Raw genomic sequence first — 18542 nt, 5'->3', positions numbered from 1 at the left:
CACCCCCACGCACCGTACGCCGCGCGCGGCCCCGCCGCGCTAGACGTGGTCGCGCGGCACCACCGTGTTCCACGACCGCGCCGCCACGCGCGCCTCCCCCTCGAAGGCGTCCAGCGTGGCGTTGATCCGGAACTCGTCGGGCGTGGAGGTCAGCACCGTCTTGGTGACGGTCTCGACCATCCAGTCGCCCCGCCGGAACCGCATCAGCCACTCGGTGCTGCCGCACGGCGAGGAGAAGTCGTCGCCCTCGGAGGTGTAGACCTCCTCGCTGCGCCGGGTGACCTCCAGGTCGATGTCGTCGAACCGCACCGTGCCCAAATCCTTGACCACCTTCAGCGCCGAGCGGTAGCCCACCAGGTCGCGCTCCACCAGCCACTGCTCGTCGCCGGGCGCCACGTGCTCGGTCTCCAGCGGCGGCGTGCCCTCGGCCTCGCCGAAGGGGTCGGGGGCGACGTCGTCGGGGGTGTCGGTGGGCCGCACCGGCAGCACCAGGTCGGTGCCGCCCTCCAGCAGCACCGTCAGCACCACCGGCTTGGGCGGCGGCCAGGCCAGCGGCCAGTAGGAGGTCGAGACCGATACCCGCAGCCTGTGCCCCGGCGGGAACGCCTGGGCCACGCCGTTCATCGGGATCGCCACCCGGTAGCGCTCACCCGGCACCAGTTCCTCGGGGCGGTCGTGCCCCTTGGCGTGGGTCAGGTTGAGCAGCCCGTAGGTCACCCGGGTCGCCTTGCCGTCGGGCGCCACGTCCGACAGCCGCACGCTGGCCATCGCCACCGGCTGGTCGACGGTGAACTCCAGGTTGACCACGGGCGCGCCCAGGATCTCCAGCCGCTCGGTCAGCACCTCGCTGTCGAAGACCACCGAGCCGCCGTCGTCCTCGCGCTGGTCGTAGGGCAGGTCCGGCGGGGCGTTGTAGGAGCACCACTTGCCCGCGAACTGCCCCACCGTCAGCGGCGACTGCACCGTGGCGATGTCGTGCTCGACCTCCTCGCCCGGCGCGGCGATGCGGTGCAGCGCCAGCGGGCGGCGGTGCTCCAGCACGCGCGGCGAGGGCCAGGAGTCCTCGCCGACCCACCGGCCGGGCCGCTCGGCGTAGGCGGTGGAGGGCGGCACGCTCTCCTGCATCCAGATGCGCAGCGTCGGCTCGTCCATCACGTCGTTGTCGACGCCCTTGAGCCAGCGGTCCCACCAGCGCACGCACTGCTGCAGGAACCCGATGGCCGGGCCGGGCACGCCCAGGTGCGGGTACTTGTGCGACCACGGGCCGATGAGTCCCAGCCGCGGCACGTCCAGCCCCTCCATCAGCCGGAACACTGCGTTGGAGTAGCCGTCGGCCCAGCCGCTGACCGCCAGGACCGGCGTGCGGATCGCCGACAGGTCCTCGCACACCGACCCGTGCCGCCAGTAGTCGTCGCGCCGCTGGTGGCGCAGCCAGGTGTCCAGCCACAGCCCGCTGTGCTCCAGCCGCTCGCGCCACATCTCGCGCCAGCGGTCGCCCACCACCGCGGGGTCGGGCGGGCAGGAGGTGTAGGCGAACATCGTCGAGGCCCACGACAGGTTGTCGCCCAGCAGGCAGCCGCCCATGTAGTGGACGTCGTCGGCGTAGCGGTCGTCGGTGGAGCACAGCGTCACGATCGCGGCCAGGCTCTCGGGCCGGCGGGCGGCCACCTGCAGGGCGTTGAACCCGCCCCAGGAGATGCCCATCATCCCGGTCCGGCCCGAGCACCAGGGCTGCTCGGACAGCCAGGCCAGGATCTCCTCGGCGTCGCGCAGCTCCCGCTCCAGGTACTCGTCCTGGAGCACCCCCTCGGAGTCGCCGCTCCCGCGCAGATCCACGCGCACGCTGGCGTAGCCGTGGCCGGCCTGGTAGGGGTGGATGGTGGAGTCCCGCTGGGCGGTCAGGTCGCGCTGCCGGTAGGGGATGAACTCCAGGACCGCCGGCACCGGTTCGTCGGTTTCGGGCCGCCAGATCCGGGCGGCCAGGCGGACCCCGTCGGACATGGGGATGAAGATCCCCCGCTCCTCGATGATCTTGTACGGCAGCGCTGTGACGGTGCGCATGCAGGGCCTCTCCCTTCTCGCGTCAGACGCTGGTCAGCGGTCGTCTCCGTCCGGTTGCCCCCCGCCGGCCCGCCCGCCCCCGGCGGGCTCGGTGTCCCCGGCGTCCTCGACGTCCTCGATCTCGAACGGGAGCCGGGCCAGGCACAGCTCGTAGGTGTTCTTCAGCCCCTCGGTGTCGTTGGCGCCGGTGAAGATCTCGGCCAGGCAGAAGCTGTAGCTGTCCTGGTCGGTCAGGTCCGACAGCCGCGTGCCCGGCTCCACCAGGATGTTGGCGGCCGTGCCGGGGATGTCCTCGCTCATGCGGGCCACGTCGTCGGCGTCGGGCGCGGTGCGCACCACCCCGTCGGAGAACCGGCGCAAAAACCACTTGGCGCCGACGTTGTGCTGCCCGCCGCCCTCGCGCAGGTGCGGCTCGCGCCCCAGCGCCAGCTCGACCACGTAGGCGTGGTTGGGGTAGCCGTCGACGAACTCCAGCAGCCGCGCGTGCGACTGGGAGTGCCGCGGGTTGACCTCGAGCAGGCAGGTGCGGCCGGTGTCGGGGTCGTGGAAGTACTCGATGTTGAACGTGCAGTTGTCCAGCCCCAGCCGCATGACCACCTTCTCCGACACCTCGGTGACCTGCTGGATCACCGGGCCGGGCAGGTCGGAGGGGTACTGGTAGCGCAGGAAGCTCGGGGTGTCGGGATAGTTGTGGGAGTCCACCACACCGTAGACGTGGGGCCGGCCGGCGTAGACGAACCCCTCCACCGTGAGCTGGCGCCCCGAGCACTCCTCCTCGGCCAGGCACGCCGCGCCGCCCGCCTTGGCCACGGCCTCGGGCATCTCCACGCGCTCCAGCACCCACTCGAAGGGCTCGCCGACCCGGCCGGCGCCCTCCTCGATCTGGGCCAGCGCCTCGCGGAACTCCGCGTCGTCGGTCACCCGGAACGCCAGCTCCGAGGAGAACGACTTCACCGGTTTCAGCCACATGGGGTAGCTCAGGTGCTCGGGCGGGCGCTCGGAGTCGAACGGGATCTCGGCGAAGCCGGGGATCTCGTCGATGACCTCGGCCTGCTCCAGCCGGCTCCAGTACTTGTGCTCGCACTTGACCACGGCCTCCAGCGGGGCCGAGGGCAGCCCGCGCTCGGCGCACAGCACCGGAACCAGGGTGCTGACGGGGAAGTCCCAGTAGCCGATGATGGCGTCGACCGAGCCGTCGAAGGCGTCGAGCTGCGCCCGCGCCTCCTCCACCACCTCGCCCAGGTCGAGGTCGGCCGAGCCGTGGAGCCGCTCCTTGGTCAGCAGCGGGTGGAAGCGGTAGTCCTCCGAGCCCGGGATGCTGCTGAGGGTCTGGCGGTTCATCTCGTCCAGACCGAGGACGAAGATGTTCTTGGTCATTGGGCACCTCTCTCGTCTTTCGCCGGGTGTGGCTACCCGGGGATGACGGGGATGCGATGCCCGTTTGGCGTGATTCGAACCTCGGAGCGGCCTCTCACCCGCCCAGATACCGCAGCACCGCGAGGACGCGGGGGCTGTAGCCGGAGGAGTGGGACAGCTCCAGTTTGTCGAAGATCGAGGAGATGTGCTTCTCGACCGCGCTCTGCGACACGTGCAGGCGCTTGGCGATCGAGGCGTTGGCGAACCCCTGGGCCATGTGCTCCAGCACGCTGCGCTCGCGCTCGGTGAGCCGGGCCAGCGGGTCGGCGCGCGTGGTGCGCGCCAGCAGCCGGCGCACCACCTCGGGGTCGATGGCGGTGCCGCCCGCGTGCACCCGCTCCAGGGCCTCCAAAAACTCCTCGACCTCCGAGACGCGGTCCTTGAGCAGGTAGCCCACGCCCTCGCCGCGCCCGGCCAGCAGCTCGGCGGCGTAGCCCTGCTCCACGTACTGCGACAGCACGAGCACGCCGACGTCGGGGTGGAGCTCCCGGATGCGCAGGGCCGCGCGCAGCCCCTCGTCGGTGTGGGTGGGCGGCATGCGCACGTCCACCACCGCCACGTCGGGCTTGTCGGCGGCCACCGCCGCCAGCAGGGCCTCGGCGTCGCCCACGGCCGCGGCGACCTCGTGGCCCTCCTCCTCCAGCAGCCGCACCAGGCCCTCACGGAGCAGGATCGAGTCGTCGGCGAGGATGAGCCGCATGGTCACTCCGAACAAGGGTCGGCACGAACGGTGGGGACCGCGCCATTATCGCAAGTGGCGCGGTGCGCGGCGGCACGGCGCGTGGGGCGGTGGGGGGCACCGTGCGTGGCGCGGCGGGGATGGCCGCACGTGGGACGGTGCGCGGCGGCTCGCCGGAGCGCGGCCGCGCCCTAGTCTGGTGCCCATGGCGCACCGACACCCCAGCAAGCTTACCGCCGAGCACGTCGTGCACCCCGGGGCGCGCCGGCTGCTCAAGGCGGAGCTGGCCAACTGCGCGGAGTGCCGCGCCCAGGGCGACGCCGACGCGCTGGGCGACACGGCGGTGCTGGAGTCCCTGCTGCACGGATTCGTCCTCAAGCGCGCCGAGCAGTGGCGCAACCGGCACTCCCGCTACCCGGTGACCCTCTACGACCTCGCCCCGCCCGACGAGCTGCGGTTCCTCGACATCGCCACGCGTGAGGTGGTGCGGCTGTGCGTGGTGGAGGGCCGCGCGGGCGACCGCGTGGAGACGGCGGGGGCGCTGGCCGAGCTGGCCAACCTCACCGACGAGGAGCGGGCCCGGGTCCTGGGCGACCTGGTCGACGGCATCCTGGAGGACGAGGGCTGACCCCGCCCACGGCGGTCGGCGGTGAGGGCGCCGGCGGCGATACTCCTCCACCGAGGGTGCGGCAGGAGCAGGAGCAGGAGCGGGGGGCGGGCAGCAGGCGGGCCACAGGCGCCGGCAGGTCCGCGGGGCGCCCTCGCGGCGTTGCGGGCATGGCCGCATCCGGACGCCGGCGTGGCCGGGGCCTGGAGCGGGGCGGCGTATCCTGGCCCTTGCGAAGCGCCGGGGCCGCGAGGCAGCCCGGGTTTCGGTCGCTCCGGCGCGTGCTCACCGCTGTGACCCGAATCGGTAACAACTCCCCGAACACCGGGAACCGAGGCCGTCTTGGGCCCATCAGATCTGGCAGCATCGTTCGGACATCCCACACGTACCCAGTAGCCGCCATGGGCTCTTACGGGGAGGAATCGCAGATGAGTTACGGGCCGCCAGGGGGCCAACCGCCGCAGGGACCCGGATGGGGACCCCCGCCGCCGCCCCCGCCCCCCGGGCCTCCGCCCGGCGGACCCTACGGTCCCGGTGGTGGCGGAACCGGCGGCTACGGCCCGCCCCCGCCGCCCCCGCCCGGCATGGGCGGCAGCGGCGAGAAGCCGGCGAGCCAGGGCAGCGCCATCGGCGCGCTGATCGCCAACGTCATCGGCCTGTGCCTGTGCTGGCCCTTCGGCATCATCGGCATCATCCTGGGCATCATCGCCGTGGTGAACGTGACCAGCAACCCGTCCACCTCGCGCACCTGCGGCCTGATCTCCTGGATCGCCTTCGGTGTCGGCGCCGTCGCCGGTATCGCCTACTGGGTGATCTACGGCTTCGCCGCGTTCGCGGCCTACTGAGCCCGCGGCCCACGGAGCCGGTCCGGTCCGCCGCGCGCGGCCAGGGGCGCCCCGCACCCGCACGGGTGCGGGGCGCCCCCCTTATTTTTGCGGCCCTCGCCCGTCGGCGGCTTTTCCAGCCGTCATCCTCCGGCGGCAGCGGCCTGTAGGCGGTCCGTGGCGAGGAGGTGCGGCGCGGCCTTCTGACGTATGCCGCGTCCGGCGGCCACGGTCCCCAGATCGCTCTCGGGCTCGCCCTGTCGGACGGGCGGCGTGCCCGTCCGGCTCCTCGCCCGCCTGCCGGTGCGTCACGATGAGGCGGTCGGAGGGCGCTCCGGCGTCGCCCCCTCAACGCTCCAGCGCCGCCTCGATGATCGCGCGCAGCTGGGCCACGATGTCGGCGCGGTCGCGCTCGAAGGCCGGTCCGCTCAGCGCCTCCGGGTCGGCGGCGTCCACCTCCAGCGCCGGGGTCAGCACGTGGCCCGCGGTCACGTCCCGGCCCGAGGCGTCGCGCAGCAGCGTGTTGCGGTAGGCGACCTCGTTGGAGAACCCGGCGCCGGCCGACCCCGCCCGCGCGGCCGAACCCCCGACCGGGCCGCCCGCGCGGGTGCGCGGCGCGGTCTCCCCGGGGGCGATCTCGGTGACCTCGGTGGCCTCGCGCACCGGGAACCGCCCCGCCGCCCGTGCCGGCACGGCCCCGCGCGGCAGGCTGGACTCCGTCCAGGCCGGCGGTTCGGCCGCGCCGGGCTCGGCGCGCGGCAGCGGCACCGGGCCCGGCGCGCGCACCCCCTCGTTGTCGGCGGTGCCGTCGCGCCAGCCGGCGTAGTAGACCGCCAGGTCGAACCGTCCGGAGTCGCCCTGGCCCACCGTGATCACCGCGTCCGCCGGCGCCGCGCCGGGTCCGGGCGCGTAGTGGGGGCCCAGCACCCGTTCGACCATGCCCGCCGAAAGGTCCCGCCAGCGCGCGGGGAACAGGGCGGTCCGCACCGCGGCGGTGCGCCCGCGCGCCTCGAAGCCGGCGCCGTGCAGGGTCAGCGCCGCCGCGCCGGAGGGGTTGGAGCGCCGCAGGTCGGTGTCGAGGCCGGAGGGGTCGAACCCGGTGACGATCACCCGCAGCAGCCGGTCGTCGGGCGGGAAGACGAGGTCGTCGTGGCCCCGTGAGGCGCGCTCCAGGCGGTCCGACAGCGCGGCTCGGTCGGAGTCCTCCAGCGGGAAGTCCGGCCGCCAGGCGCGCAGCCGGGCGCTCAGCGTCAGCCGCGCCCAGTACAGGTGGCGGTCGTCGGCGACCTCACCGGCCTGGCGCACCGCCTCGGTCCACAGCCGGCGGCCGTGGGAGGCCACGATCTGCACGGCGTCGTCCAGGCTGCGCGCCGCCGCGAGGTCGGCGGCGAACAGCGGAGCCGCCGCGGCGAACCCCGAGCGGCGCAGGATCGCCTGCGGCGCCGCGGACGCGGTGCGGGACTCCTCGACGGTGCTGGCGGTGGCCTTCATGTGCGTGGCGGCGTGCCCCGCCTCGACCGCGGCGGCCGAGGAGAACGCCGCTCCTCCTTCCGGGTATAGCGCAGACGCCGGTGGTTGTCGAAGTCGTCACCGTACGCCCCGGCTGCGATGGATTCGCGCGCGGCGTACGGTTCGACAGCCTCCCACATCCGGCACCCCCCGCCGTCCGCCCCGGGCGCGGAGGCGGTTAGCGGCCGAGCCCGCAGGGAACGAGAGACCTACCCGCACGGCCGCCCCTCGACGGCGAGGGGACGACACGGAAGAGACTGAGACACCGCCATGCCCGCGCTCCCCAGCACCGACCACGTCCACGACCGCGTCACCTCCGCGCTGCAGCGCTGCGGTGTCGACCACCTGCCCGAGGTCACCGGAACCGGCCATCCCGCCCGCACGCCCATCACCGGGGAGGCCCTGTTCGACGTCGCCGCCTGCGGTCCCGCCGACGTCGAACGCGCGATCGGCGCCGCCGACACCTGCTTCCGCACGGCCTGGCGCGACACGCCCGCCCCCGTGCGCGGCCACCTGGTGCGCCGCCTGGGCGAACTGCTGCGCGAGCACAAGGGCGACCTCGCCGACATCGTCACCGTCGAGGCGGGCAAGATCCGCTCCGAGGCCGCCGGCGAGGTCCAGGAGATGATCGACATCTGCGACTTCGCCGTCGGGCTCTCCCGCCAGCTCTACGGCCGCACCATGGCCTCCGAGCGGCCCGGCCACCGGCTCATGGAGACCTGGCACCCGCTGGGCGTGGTCGGGGTGGTCACCGCCTTCAACTTCCCCGTCGCGGTGTGGGCGTGGAACACCGCGGTCGCCCTGGTCTGCGGCGACACCGTGGTGTGGAAACCCTCGGAGCTGACCCCGCTCACCGCGCTGGCCTGCCACGCCCTGCTCGCGCGCGCCGCGTCCGACGTCGGCGCCCCCTCCGACGTCCACCACGTGCTGATCGGCGGACGCGACACCGGCGCCCTGCTGGTCGACGACCCCCGCGTGGCCCTGCTCAGCGCCACCGGATCGGTGCGCATGGGCCGCGAGGTCGCCCCGCGCGTGGCCGCCCGCCTGGGCCGCTGCCTGCTGGAGCTGGGCGGCAACAACGCCGCCGTGGTGGCGCCCTCGGCCGACCTCGACCTCGCCGTGCGCGGTGTCGTCTTCGGCGCGGCCGGCACCGCCGGGCAGCGCTGCACCACGCTGCGGCGGCTGATCGTGCACGAGGACGTCGCCGAGGCCGTCACCGACCGCGTGGTCGAGGCCTACGGGCGGCTGCGCGCCCGCATCGGCGACCCCTTCGACGACGCCACCCTGGTGGGGCCGCTGATCGGCGAGAGCGCCCACCGGGCCATGGCCGAGGCGCTGGAGGAGGCCGCCGCCGAGGGCGGCACGGTGCTGTGCGGGGGCGCCCGCTGCCTGGAGAAGGAGGCGCCCGACGCCTACTACGTGGAGCCGGCCGTGGTGCGCATGCCCCGCCAGAGCGACATCGTGCGCCAGGAGACCTTCGCGCCGATCCTGTACGTGCTGACCTACCGCACCCTGGAGGAGGCGCTGGACATCCACAACGGCGTGCCCCAGGGGCTGTCCAGTTCGATCTTCACCACGGACCAGCGCGAGGCCGAGCTGTTCATGTCGGCCGCCGGGTCCGACTGCGGGATCGTCAACGTCAACATCGGCACCTCCGGCGCTGAGATCGGCGGCGCGTTCGGCGGCGAGAAGGCCACCGGCGGCGGGCGGGAGTCGGGCTCCGACGCCTGGCGCGCCTACATGCGCCGGGCGACCAACACCGTGAACTACTCCACCGAGTTGCCGTTGGCCCAGGGGGTCAGCTTCCTGTGACCGGGCGGACGGTGGGTCCGTGACCGATGGGCTCGCTGACCGGCGGCCCCCGCCCCGACCGGCGGTCCCACCCAGCGGTGGGGCGGGCGCCGGAGCCCGGGGGCCGGCGCCCCGGGCCCGCCCACCGTTGGGCGGCACTTGTGGGCGGCAGGGCGTTCGCCGGTGGCGGTACGTGCCGACGGGCGGGGCGGCCGGCGCCGCAGGAGGTCCGAGGTGCCGCGCCGGCCGGTCCCGGTCCGCCGGTACCGCGTCTGCCCCGCCGCCCCTCGCGCGGCGGCGGACCGGCGGCACGCGGCCGCGTGGTCGCCGCCGAGGGGCATCGGGACTGCCCCGTGGCGGCGCGAGGGGCCCGCTACCCCGATCCGGGCCGACCGCAACACGGCGCTCGGGCCCCGGCGAGGCCGCGGGGCGCTCGGGTGGTCGCGGTATGCGGATTCTCGCCGCCGGGGCCTCGGCTGCCGCTGTCGGTGCCTGTCCCGCGCCGACGCTTGGCGAGGGCGGGGCGCCGGGGCGGGAAAGTGAGCGGGGTAGTGCCGCAAGGAGGGGGTCTGCGGCACTACCCACCGGTAACCTTACTGGGCCGCGCGCCGCTCGGCCACCCCGCGCCTGCTCCGCGCCCCCGGACCGGGGCGTCTGACACGCCAGGGGGCCTAACGCGAGCAGTGCGGCGGGTCGGGCAGTCTTAGGAGCGTGAAACCAGGAGGAGACGGCGCGTCCCGGGGCGACGGCGAGCGGCTGGCGGAGCTGCGGCCCACGGCGCGGCGGCCGGTCGACCTGCTGGTGGCCTTTGCCGGCGCGCTCGCCATCACGGGCGTGCTGCTCGTCGTCCGCGCCACCACCGACGGCGACACCGCCCCCGCGCCCGCCGAGCTGCGCACCCTGCTGCCGCCCTCGCTGCTGGCGCTCATCGCCGGTGTCGCCAACATGACCGTCGTCGTGCTGATCGGAGTCACCGCCGTGGAGCGGCTGCTGCGCCGGGAGTTCCGCCAGATCGTGCGCGCGCTGACAGCCGCCGCCTTCGGCTACGGCCTCACCGGCGCGGTGAACGTCACCCTGCAGGCCATGGCCGCCCCCGGCGCCCTGCCCGACGTGCTGCTGGCGCCCGAGTCCAACAGCGTCTTCACCAGCCCCCTGCACGCCTACCTCGCCGGCGCCGTCGCCTACGTCCGCGCGCTCCCGCTGGGCCACCTGCCGCGGGTGCGCGCCGCCATGTGGGCCGGGATCGCCGCCACCTCGGCCTCGGTGCTGCTGGCGGGGGTCACCACGGCCCTGGCCCTGGTGCTGACCGTGCTGGCGGGCTGGACGTGCGCGTCGATGGCGTCCTACGCCGTGGGCCTGTCCCGGCCGGTGCCCGCCACCGGGCGGCTCATCCGCGAACTGCGCCGGTTCGGCTGGGAGCCGCTGGGCCTGCACTCCGTGGGCACCGACGCCGACGGCAACCAGCGCTTCGCCGTCGACACCGTCCAGCGCCGCCTCGACGTCGTGCTGATCCGCGCCGACGACACCACCGGCCTGTGGCAGCGCCTGCTGGGCGCGGTGATGCTGCGCGGCCCGGCGGCGCCCTCGGTCCTGCTGGGCGTGCAGCGGCGCGTCGAGCACGCCGCCCTGATGGACTACGCCGCGCGCACCGCCGGCGCCGCCGCCCCGCGGGTGCTGGCCATCGGCGAACTCGGCCTGGGCACGGTCGCCCTGGTCACCGAGCACATGCGGGTGCGCACCCTGGACGAGACCGACACCACGGAGCTGACCGACCCCGTCCTGGACGCGCTCTTCGCCGAACTGGACCTGCTGCACCGCCACCGCATCACCCACGGCAGCGTCAACGGCGACACGGTGGGCCGGCGGCTGGACGGGCGCGTGGTGTTCACCGGGATGGCCACCGGAACCGTGGCCGCCGCGCCGCTGAAGGCGTCGCTGGACGTCGCGGCGCTGCTGACCGTGGTCGCGCTGCGGGTGGGGGAGGACCGCGCGGTGGACTCCGCCATCCGGGTCCTGGGCCGCGAGGCCGTGGCCGCCGCCCTGCCGTTCCTGCAGACGGCCGGCATGCCCTTCGCCCTGCGCCGCCGGCTGCGCTCCCACCGAAAGGTGCTGGGCGCGCTGCGCGGGCGGATCACCGGCGCGGTGCCCGAGGCCCCCGCGCGCCCGGCCCGCCTGGAGCGCATGCGCCCGCGCACCGTGGTCAGCGTGGTCGTGGCCACCGCCGTGGGCGTGGCGCTGGCCTACCAGCTGGCGGGCGTGGACCTGTCGACCATCTCCGACGCCGACCTGGGCTGGACCGCGGCCGCCTTCGGCGCCTCGACGCTGTGCATGGTGGCCGCGGCCATGGCGCTGATGGGCTTCGTGCCGATCCGGCTGGGCCTGTGGACCACGGTGCTGGTGCAGTACGCCGGCTCGTTCGTGCGCATCGCCGCCCCGGCCGGCCTGGGGTCGCTGGCGATCAACACCCGCTACGTCGCGCAGATGGGCGCCTCGCCGGGCCTGGCGATCTCGGCGGTGGGCCTGTCGCAGGCGGTGGGGCTGATCCTGCACGTGCCGCTGCTGCTGGTGTGCGCCTACCTCACCGGCACCGCCTACCTGGCCGACTTCTCGCCCTCGCCCACCGTCATCGTCGTCACCGCGGCGCTGTCGGTGGCGGTGGCCCTGGTCCTGCTGCTGCCGCGGCTGCGCCGCGCGGTCCTGGAGCGCGCCCGGCCCTACTTCCAGGGCACGCTGCCCCAGTTGCTGGACCTGCTCCAGCACCCGCGCCGGGTGGTCATGGGGATCGGCGGCACGCTGCTGCTGACGGTCGGGTTCGTCATGTGCCTGGCGTTCTCGGTGGCGGCCTTCGGCGGGCGGGCCGACATCGCCGCGCTGGCCGTGGTGTTTTTGGCCGGCAACGCGATCGGCTCGGCGGCGCCCACCCCCGGCGGCCTGGGCGCGGTGGAGGCCGCACTGCTGGGCGGCCTGACCACGGTCGCGGGCGTGCCCGCCGGCGTGGGGCTGCCCGCTGTGCTGCTCTACCGGCTGCTCACGTTCTGGCTGCCGGTGCTGCCGGGCTGGGCGGCCTTCCACTGGCTGCAGCGCCGCAAGGCGCTGTGAACCGCCGCACCCCGGACAGCGGTGCGGCCCGGCGCCGTCGGGCGCCGGGCCGCGCGCGACGCGCCGCACCCTCAGTCCCGGCCGTATCGCCGGCGGAACTGCTCGACCCGGCCGGCGGTGTCGACGACCCGGCCCCGGCCCGTGTAGAACGGGTGGCTCGCGCTGGAGATCTCGACGTCGACGACCGGATAGGTGTTGCCGTCGGTCCACTCCACGGTCTCGGTGGAGGTGCGCGTGGAGCGGGTCAGGAAGGCGGTGTCGCCGGCCTTGTCGCGGAAGACGACGGTGCGGTACTCGGGGTGGATTCCGGTGCGCATGGACTGCTCCTTCGGCTGTCGCGGTCCGCGGCGCGGGCGCCGCGGACCTCCTACAACAACCGGGAGGCGTTTTCATTCCCCGGGCGCGGGGAGTGGCCGGTACCCGCCCGCGCACGGGCGCACCGGTGGAATCATGGGGAGGGCCGGCCGGAGGCCCCGGGGCGCGGCGGCGCCCGCGTGCGGACGGCGGCCGGGCGGTGGGAAGGCGGATGCAATGGCCAGGGACAGGCTCGCCGAGGAGGCGTGGGAGGCGCTGGCGCGCGCCCAGATCGCGCTGATGCGCCGCTTCCAGGACGACTTCCGCGGGTGGGAGGTCACCATGCGCGAGTACGACGTCCTGTTCACCCTCTCGCGCTGCCCCAAGGGCACCCGCCTGCGCGACCTCAGCGAGCACGTGCTGCTGACCCAGCCCAGCATCAGCCGCCTGGTGGAGCGCATGGCCGAGAGCGGGCTGGTTTCGCGCGAGGGCGACCCCACCGACCGGCGCGGCACGATTGTGGGGCTCACCGAGCGCGGCCGCGAGGTCCTGCGCCGGGTGGGCCGCGCCCACGCCGCCGCCATCCGCGACTACGTCGGCACCGCGCTCACCCCCGACGAACTGCGGGCCCTGCGCGACATCGCGCTGAAACTGCGCCGCGCCCAGAACGCGTCCCCCGGCACCGCCGGGCGCGGCGGCGGCGCGGCGGCGCCGGCCGGGGACGGCGGCTAGTCCACCGAGCCGCCTCTCTCCCGTCACCCCCCGATCGGTTGTGCACAACCTGGTTGTGCTAGATTCGCCGGGATCGAGGAAGGACGCCCCGATGGCCGACGCCGCCGACCCCCTCCGCCACGACCGCCAGCTCTGCTTCGCCGTCTACGCCGCCTCGCGGGCCCTGACCGGGCTCTACCGCGAACTGCTCGCCGGGACCGGCCTGACCTACCCGCAGTACCTCGTGCTGCTGGTGCTGGGGGAGCGCGGCACGCTGTCGGTCAAGGAGCTGGGCACGGCGCTGCGGCTGGACTCGGGCACGCTGTCGCCCCTGCTGCGCCGCCTGGAGGAGGCCGGCCTGGTGCGGCGCCGCCGCGAGGCGGCCGACGACCGCGTGGTGCTCGTCAGCGCCACCCCCGAGGGCGCCGCGCTGCGCGCCCGCCTGCGCGGCACCCCCGGCCGGCTGCTGCGCGCCACGGGCATGACCGCGGCCGAGGCCGCCGAGCTGCGCACCGCCCTTGATCACCTCACCGACTCCGCCGGCGCCGCCGCGGCCGGACTGCGGGCGCGGCGCACCGCCGGCGCCGGGGCGCCGGCTGGCGGGTCGGCGCCCGAAGGACCGGACCGCTGAAGACCGGCGGCCCGCCACACCAGAGGACACCCGAAGGAGACCCCCATGCAGGTGAAGTACACCGCCGAGGCCACCGTCGAGGGCGAGGGCCGCAAGGGCCGCGGCCGCACCGCCGACGGCCGGCTCGACGTCGAGCTGTCGGTGCCCAAGGGCCTGGGCGGCGACGACGGCCCCGGCACCAACCCCGAGCAGCTCTTCGCCGTGGGCTACGCCGCCTGCTTCCACGGCGCCCTGAAGAAGGTCGCCCGCGAGTCCGGCGCCAGCCTGGAGGGCTCCACCATCGACGCCAAGGTGAGCATCGGCAGCGTCGAGGACGGCCTCAGCCTCGCCGTCGAGCTGAACGTCACCGTCCCGGGCAAGCCCCAGGAGGAGGTCCAGAAGCTGGTCGAGGCCGCCCACCAGGTCTGCCCCTACTCCCGCGCCACCCGCGGCAACATCGAGGTCACCCTCAACGCCGTCGCGGGCTGACACCGCCGTCCGCGCCGCGGCCGGCCGGCACCCCCCGGCCGGCCCCGGCGCGGCCCCCGGGCGCGCGTTCACCGGCTGTCCGCGGGCGCGGGCGGTTGGTTACCCTGGCGGCCATGTTCGACCCCCTCATCGCGCGGGCGGGACTGCCCGCTGACGCCTCCCTCGCCGCCGTGGTCGACGCCGTCCACCGCATCCCGTTCGGCGCGCCCAGCGTGCGCACGGCCGAGGGAACCCTCGCCGAGTGGCGCGGCACCAGCGCCACCAAGCACGCCCTGCTCGCGGCGGCGCTGCGCCGCCGCTGGCCCCACACCGAGCCCCGCCTCGTCCACCGCGTGCACCACTGCGCGCGCGACCGCGCCCGCGAGCTGTTCGGGCCGGGAGCCGCCCGGGCCCTGCCCGAGGAGGGCCTGTGGGACGTGCACCGCTACCTCACCCTGGCCCTGGACGGCCGGCGCGTGGTCGTCGACGTCACCTATCCCGCGGCGCCCGGCTGGGACGGCGCCTCGTCCATGCCGGTGGCCGCCGAGCCCGGCACCGACCACGAGGCCGGACCCGACGCCGACCGCGAGAAGAGGGTCCTGGAGGCGGCCCACTGCGACCCCGCCGTCCAGGAGTCCTTCCTGGCCGCCCTCACCGCGTCCCTGGCCGCCCGCTGAACCCGCCCGGCGCACCACCGCGGGCGCCGCCGCCCTAGCGCCTGGCGGCCTCGACCACGGGCGGCTCTGCGGGCGCCTCCACCCCCGAGGGGCGCGGCCCGGAGCGGTCCAGGGCCAGCGCGGTGACCGCCGCGAGCACCACGGCACCGCCCGCCCACTGGCCCCAGGTGAGCTGGGCGTCCAGCAGCGCCACCCCCACCAGGGCCGAGACCAGCGGGAACGCGAGTTCGCCCAGCGTGGCGCGCGAGGCGGCGGTGCGGCGCAGTCCCCAGTAGTACAGGGTGAGCGCGGCCAGGCCGGGGATCAGCGCCAGCAGCACGATCCCGGGCACTTGCCCCGCCTCGATCGCCAGCGACGATCCCGAGGCCAGGGCGATCACCAGCGCGGCGGGCAGCCCGATCGCGAACCGCAGCGCTGTGACGTGCATGAACGACAGCCGCGCGCCGGCGAGCCGGCCCAGCACCGTGCCCGCCGCCCACAGCAGCGCGGCGCCCACCGCCAGCGCCGCGCCCCGCGCGTCGCTCACGCTCACCGCGAAAGGATCGGGGAAGGCCAGGAACCACGCGCCCACCAGCGCGGGCACGGCGAAGAGCGCGAACCGGGGCGCCAGGCGTTCTCCCAGCAGCGCCAGCGCGAGCAGGATCGCGAACACCGGCTGCAGCTTCTGCAGCACCTGCGGGGTGATGGGGTCGCCCGCCGCGAAGGCCATGGTGAACAGCGTCGTGGCCAGCGCCGAGGAGCCCGCCCCGATCACCACGACCGAGGCGGCCACCACCGGCCCGGCCTTGGCCAGGGCCCGCACCGCCGGCACGATCCAGGGCAGCAGCAGCACCGCGATGACCGCGTGCTCGTAGACCACGATGGTGGCGGCCGGAAGCTCGCGTGCCAGAGGTTCGCGCATCAGCGCCGAGGTGCCCCACATCGCGGCGGCCAGCGCCACCGCCCACAACCGGTCCGCCTCGCGTGTCCTGGCCACGTGATCCGTCCTCACTCATCGTCGACACCGGCCGCCCCAGACCGCGGCGCACACCGCGCACACCGCGACGACGCCCGCGGGCGGCCTGCGCGCGGGCGTCGGTGCAGCAATGCAGAACAGTGCGCGCCGCGAACTGATTCCCACCGGGTGGCCCGGTCGGGCCGGACCGGGCGGCGCCGGCGCGCGCGTACCCGCGTGTGCGCGGGCGAACGCGGTGCGGCCCGCCGCCCCGGTGCGGGGCGGCGGGCCGCGGCGGGGCGGCGGGCCGCCCCATGGCGCGGTCAGGCGGGGGAGTCGATCACCAGCAGGCGGTCCAGCATGTCCTGCATGGTGACCAGCCCCGCCAGCACACCGTCCTCCTCCACCAGCGCCAGGTGGGTGCGGCTCTCCCGCATGATCCCCAGCGCGGCGTAGATGGGGGTGTCGCCCTCCAGGGTGAGCACCGGCCGCATCAGGTCGGCGGCGGTGGTCTCGGGCGGGCTGGTCAGCGCGTCGCGCACGTGCAGCACGCCCACCGGGTCCTCGCCCTCGCGCACCACCAGCCGCAGGTGGCCCGACTCGCGCGAGACCCGCTTGACCTCGTCCAGCGTGGCCGAGGGCGCCACGGCCGCCAGCTCCTCGCGCGGGGTGGTGATCTCCCGCAGCGGGCGGGAGTTCACCTCCAGCGCGGTGGCCAGCTGGTCGCGGCGGTCCTCGTCCAGGGCGCCGGCCTTGGCCGAGTGGTCCACCAGCTCCCGCAGGTCGTCGGGGCCGTGGCCGCCGGCGACCTCGTCGACCGCCTGCACGCCCACCCGGTGCAGCGTCCAGTTGGCCAGCCCGTTGAGCACCACCAGCGCCGGGCGGGTCAGCCACATGAACGCCCGCATCGGCAGCGCCAGCAGCGTCGCCGACCGCTCGGGGTGGGAGATCGCCCAGGACTTGGGCGCCATCTCGCCCACCACCAGGTGCACGAAGGTGACCAGCACCAGCGCCACGATGAACGCCGCCACGTGGGACACCGCCTCGGGCAGCCCGGAGAACAGCGGCTCCAGCATGTGCTCCACGGCCGGCTTGGTGATGGCGCCCAGCGCCAGCGTGCACAGCGTGATGCCCAGCTGGGATCCGGCCAGCAGCAGCGACAGGTCGCGCGCGCTCTTCAGCGCCGCGCGGGCCGACAGGCTGGTCTCGGCGGCCTCCTCCAGCCGGTAGCGGCGCGCCGCCACCAGGGCGAACTCGATGGCCACGAAGAACGCGCTCAGGCCGATGATGGCCACGGTGATCAGCATGGCCAAGGCCGGGTTCAGGTCGCTCACGCGTTCACCCCGCTGTCCCTGCCGGCGCCCTGGTGGGCCGGTGTCTCGCGCAGCTCCAGCCGCACGGTCTCGGGCACGTGCCGGTCGACCGTGCGCACGCCCAGGTCGATGGCGCGCAGCGGCTCGTCGTCGCCGGCGCCGGGATGGCGCGGCAGCTCGACGCGCACGCTGTCGCCGACCTCGGGCAGCCGCCGCAGCTCGCTGATCACCAGGCCGCCTATCGTCTCGAAGTCGCCCGAGGGCAGGTCGTGGCCGATCAGCCGCTCGACCTCGTCCACGTGCAGCGCGCCGGGCAGCAGCCAGCTGCCGTCCTCGCCCACGCGCGCCTCGCCGGCGTCCTCGGGGTCGTGCTCGTCGGCGATCTCGCCCACCAGCTCCTCGGCGATGTCCTCGGTGGTGATGACGCCGGCCAGACCGCCGTACTCGTCCACCACGCAGGCGAACTCCTCGTCGGAGGCGCGCAGCTGCCCCAGCACGCCGGGCAGCGGCAGCGACCCGGGCACCAGCACGGCCGACCGCGCGACGTCGGACACCCGCACGGAGTCCAGGTCGCGCTCGCCCAGCGCCAGCACGTCGCGCAGGCAGATGACGCCGACGATGTCGTCCACGCCGTCGCCCAGCACGGGGAAGCGGGAGTGGCCCGAGGCCATCAGCTCCACCACGCGGCTCACCGGCTCGCCCGCCTCGACGGTCGAGACCTGCGGCCGCGGGATCATCGCGTGCTCGGCGGTGCGGTCGTGGAAGTCCAGCGTGCGGTCCAGCAGCGTGGACAGCTCCGCGGGCAGGTCGCCGCTCTCGCGCGACTCCTCGACGATGTGCTCCAGGTCGCGCGGTGTGGCCGCGTGCTGGACGTCCTCCACCGGCTGGATCCGCACCGCGCGCAGCAGCAGGATCGCCGCCTGGTCGAACAGCCAGATCAGCCAGCCGAAGACCCGCAGGTACACGCCGGTGGACAGCGCCAGCCAGCGTGCGACGGGTTCGGGGCGGGCGATGGCGAGGTTCTTGGGGAACAGCTCGCCGAAGACCATCTGCACCATGGTGGAGAACAGCAGCGCGAACACGGTGCCCACGGCCAGTCCGGTGCCGGCCGGAACACCGGCCCAGCCCAGCAGCTCGCCCACGCCCTCGCCCATCATGGGCTCGGCCACGTAACCGACCAGCAGACCGGTGACGGTGATGCCGAGCTGGGCGCCGGAGAGCATGAACGAGGTGCGGTTGGTGATCGCGAGGGCGCGCCGGGCGCCGGAGTCGCCCTGGGCGGCGCGGGCTTTCAGGCGGGAGCGGTCGACCGCCATGTAGCCGAACTCCTGGGCGACGAAGTAGCCCGTCGCCGCGGTGATCGCCAGGATCACCAGTGCTCCGAGAAGGATGCTGAGAACGACGCTCATGTCGCGCGCACCGCCTCGGAGCGGGGAAACTCGGTGCGCACGCTACCTGGTGATGGCGGCTCGTCGGGTTCGGAGGCGCGTCCGGTGATCAGGACGCTGCCGGTACTTCGGGACGGGTCCACGTATCCTCTCTCATCTCG

Annotated in this window: 16 protein-coding genes; 8 read left to right on the top strand and 8 right to left on the bottom strand. The window is 74.9% G+C overall.

Annotation, left to right across the window (positions count from 1 at the left end; translation table 11 throughout):
- Positions 1-39 precede the first annotated feature (39 nt).
- The 3 genes from HNR12_RS03565 to HNR12_RS03555 form a co-directional block, all read right to left on the bottom strand.
- Positions 40-2061: a CocE/NonD family hydrolase gene (locus HNR12_RS03565; RefSeq protein WP_179766098.1), complete on the bottom strand. Its 2022-nt coding sequence runs from the start codon at positions 2059-2061 to the stop codon at positions 40-42.
- A gap of 33 nt (positions 2062-2094) precedes the next feature.
- The gene (locus HNR12_RS03560; RefSeq protein WP_179766097.1) at positions 2095-3438 is read right to left on the bottom strand and encodes an ATP-grasp domain-containing protein; all 1344 of its coding nucleotides are present in this window, start codon (positions 3436-3438) and stop codon (positions 2095-2097) included.
- A 94-nt stretch (positions 3439-3532) separates the two neighbouring features.
- Complete coding sequence (locus tag HNR12_RS03555) at positions 3533-4177, bottom strand: response regulator transcription factor (protein ID WP_179766096.1); 645 nt, start codon at positions 4175-4177, stop codon at positions 3533-3535.
- Positions 4178-4361: 184 nt separating this feature from the next.
- Between HNR12_RS03555 and HNR12_RS03550 the strand changes: the two genes are divergently transcribed.
- Both HNR12_RS03550 and HNR12_RS03545 read left to right on the top strand, forming a co-directional pair.
- Entirely contained in the window at positions 4362-4784 is a 423-nt protein-coding gene (locus tag HNR12_RS03550) for a hypothetical protein (protein WP_179766095.1), read from the top strand.
- A 563-nt stretch (positions 4785-5347) separates the two neighbouring features.
- Complete coding sequence (locus tag HNR12_RS03545; RefSeq protein WP_179766094.1) at positions 5348-5608, top strand: hypothetical protein; 261 nt, start codon at positions 5348-5350, stop codon at positions 5606-5608.
- 327 nt (positions 5609-5935) lie between these two features.
- Here the strand turns inward: HNR12_RS03545 and HNR12_RS03540 are convergent, their stop codons facing one another.
- Entirely contained in the window at positions 5936-7078 is a 1143-nt protein-coding gene (locus HNR12_RS03540; protein ID WP_179766093.1) for a pyroglutamyl peptidase, read from the bottom strand.
- Positions 7079-7366: 288 nt separating this feature from the next.
- On the opposite strand from HNR12_RS03540, the gene amaB reads away from it, so the two are divergent.
- On the top strand, positions 7367-8908 hold the full coding sequence (gene amaB / locus HNR12_RS03535) for an L-piperidine-6-carboxylate dehydrogenase (protein ID WP_179766092.1): 1542 nt from the start codon (positions 7367-7369) through the stop codon (positions 8906-8908).
- Positions 8909-9598: 690 nt separating this feature from the next.
- Positions 9599-11986 (top strand): lysylphosphatidylglycerol synthase transmembrane domain-containing protein, encoded by a 2388-nt coding sequence (locus tag HNR12_RS03530; RefSeq protein ID WP_308118481.1) that lies wholly within the window; start codon positions 9599-9601, stop codon positions 11984-11986.
- Between the two features lie 71 nt (positions 11987-12057).
- Here HNR12_RS03530 and HNR12_RS03525 read toward each other — a convergent pair whose 3' ends face one another.
- Positions 12058-12303: a type B 50S ribosomal protein L31 gene (locus tag HNR12_RS03525; RefSeq protein ID WP_179766091.1), complete on the bottom strand. Its 246-nt coding sequence runs from the start codon at positions 12301-12303 to the stop codon at positions 12058-12060.
- A 214-nt stretch (positions 12304-12517) separates the two neighbouring features.
- Here HNR12_RS03525 and HNR12_RS03520 point away from each other — a divergent pair, with 214 nt between their 5' ends.
- The 4 genes from HNR12_RS03520 (at position 12518) to HNR12_RS03505 (ending at position 14746) form a co-directional block, all read left to right on the top strand.
- Positions 12518-13012, top strand: coding sequence for a MarR family winged helix-turn-helix transcriptional regulator (locus HNR12_RS03520; protein WP_179766090.1), 495 nt, complete (start codon positions 12518-12520; stop codon positions 13010-13012).
- Positions 13013-13103: 91 nt separating this feature from the next.
- Positions 13104-13622 carry a MarR family winged helix-turn-helix transcriptional regulator gene (locus tag HNR12_RS03515; protein ID WP_179766089.1) on the top strand — a complete coding sequence of 173 codons (519 nt, stop codon included), beginning with the start codon at positions 13104-13106 and terminating at the stop codon, positions 13620-13622.
- 45 nt (positions 13623-13667) lie between these two features.
- Positions 13668-14090: an organic hydroperoxide resistance protein gene (locus HNR12_RS03510; protein ID WP_179766088.1), complete on the top strand. Its 423-nt coding sequence runs from the start codon at positions 13668-13670 to the stop codon at positions 14088-14090.
- 113 nt (positions 14091-14203) lie between these two features.
- Positions 14204-14746 (top strand): hypothetical protein, encoded by a 543-nt coding sequence (locus tag HNR12_RS03505; protein ID WP_179766087.1) that lies wholly within the window; start codon positions 14204-14206, stop codon positions 14744-14746.
- A 34-nt stretch (positions 14747-14780) separates the two neighbouring features.
- Here the strand turns inward: HNR12_RS03505 and HNR12_RS03500 are convergent, their stop codons facing one another.
- From HNR12_RS03500 to HNR12_RS03490, 3 genes are all read right to left on the bottom strand, one after another.
- Complete coding sequence (locus HNR12_RS03500) at positions 14781-15722, bottom strand: DMT family transporter (protein ID WP_338119715.1); 942 nt, start codon at positions 15720-15722, stop codon at positions 14781-14783.
- A 281-nt stretch (positions 15723-16003) separates the two neighbouring features.
- On the bottom strand, positions 16004-17014 hold the full coding sequence (locus HNR12_RS03495; RefSeq protein ID WP_179766086.1) for a hemolysin family protein: 1011 nt from the start codon (positions 17012-17014) through the stop codon (positions 16004-16006).
- Positions 17011-18402 (bottom strand): hemolysin family protein, encoded by a 1392-nt coding sequence (locus HNR12_RS03490; RefSeq protein ID WP_179766085.1) that lies wholly within the window; start codon positions 18400-18402, stop codon positions 17011-17013. Before HNR12_RS03490 ends, HNR12_RS03495 begins: the two co-directional genes overlap by 4 nt.
- Positions 18403-18542: the final 140 nt, after the last annotated feature.

Source organism: Streptomonospora nanhaiensis, assembly GCF_013410565.1.
Taxonomy (GTDB): domain Bacteria; phylum Actinomycetota; class Actinomycetes; order Streptosporangiales; family Streptosporangiaceae; genus Streptomonospora; species Streptomonospora nanhaiensis.
The sequence above is the reverse complement of the archived record's forward strand: the minus strand, read 5'-3'. Positions and strand labels throughout refer to the sequence as shown.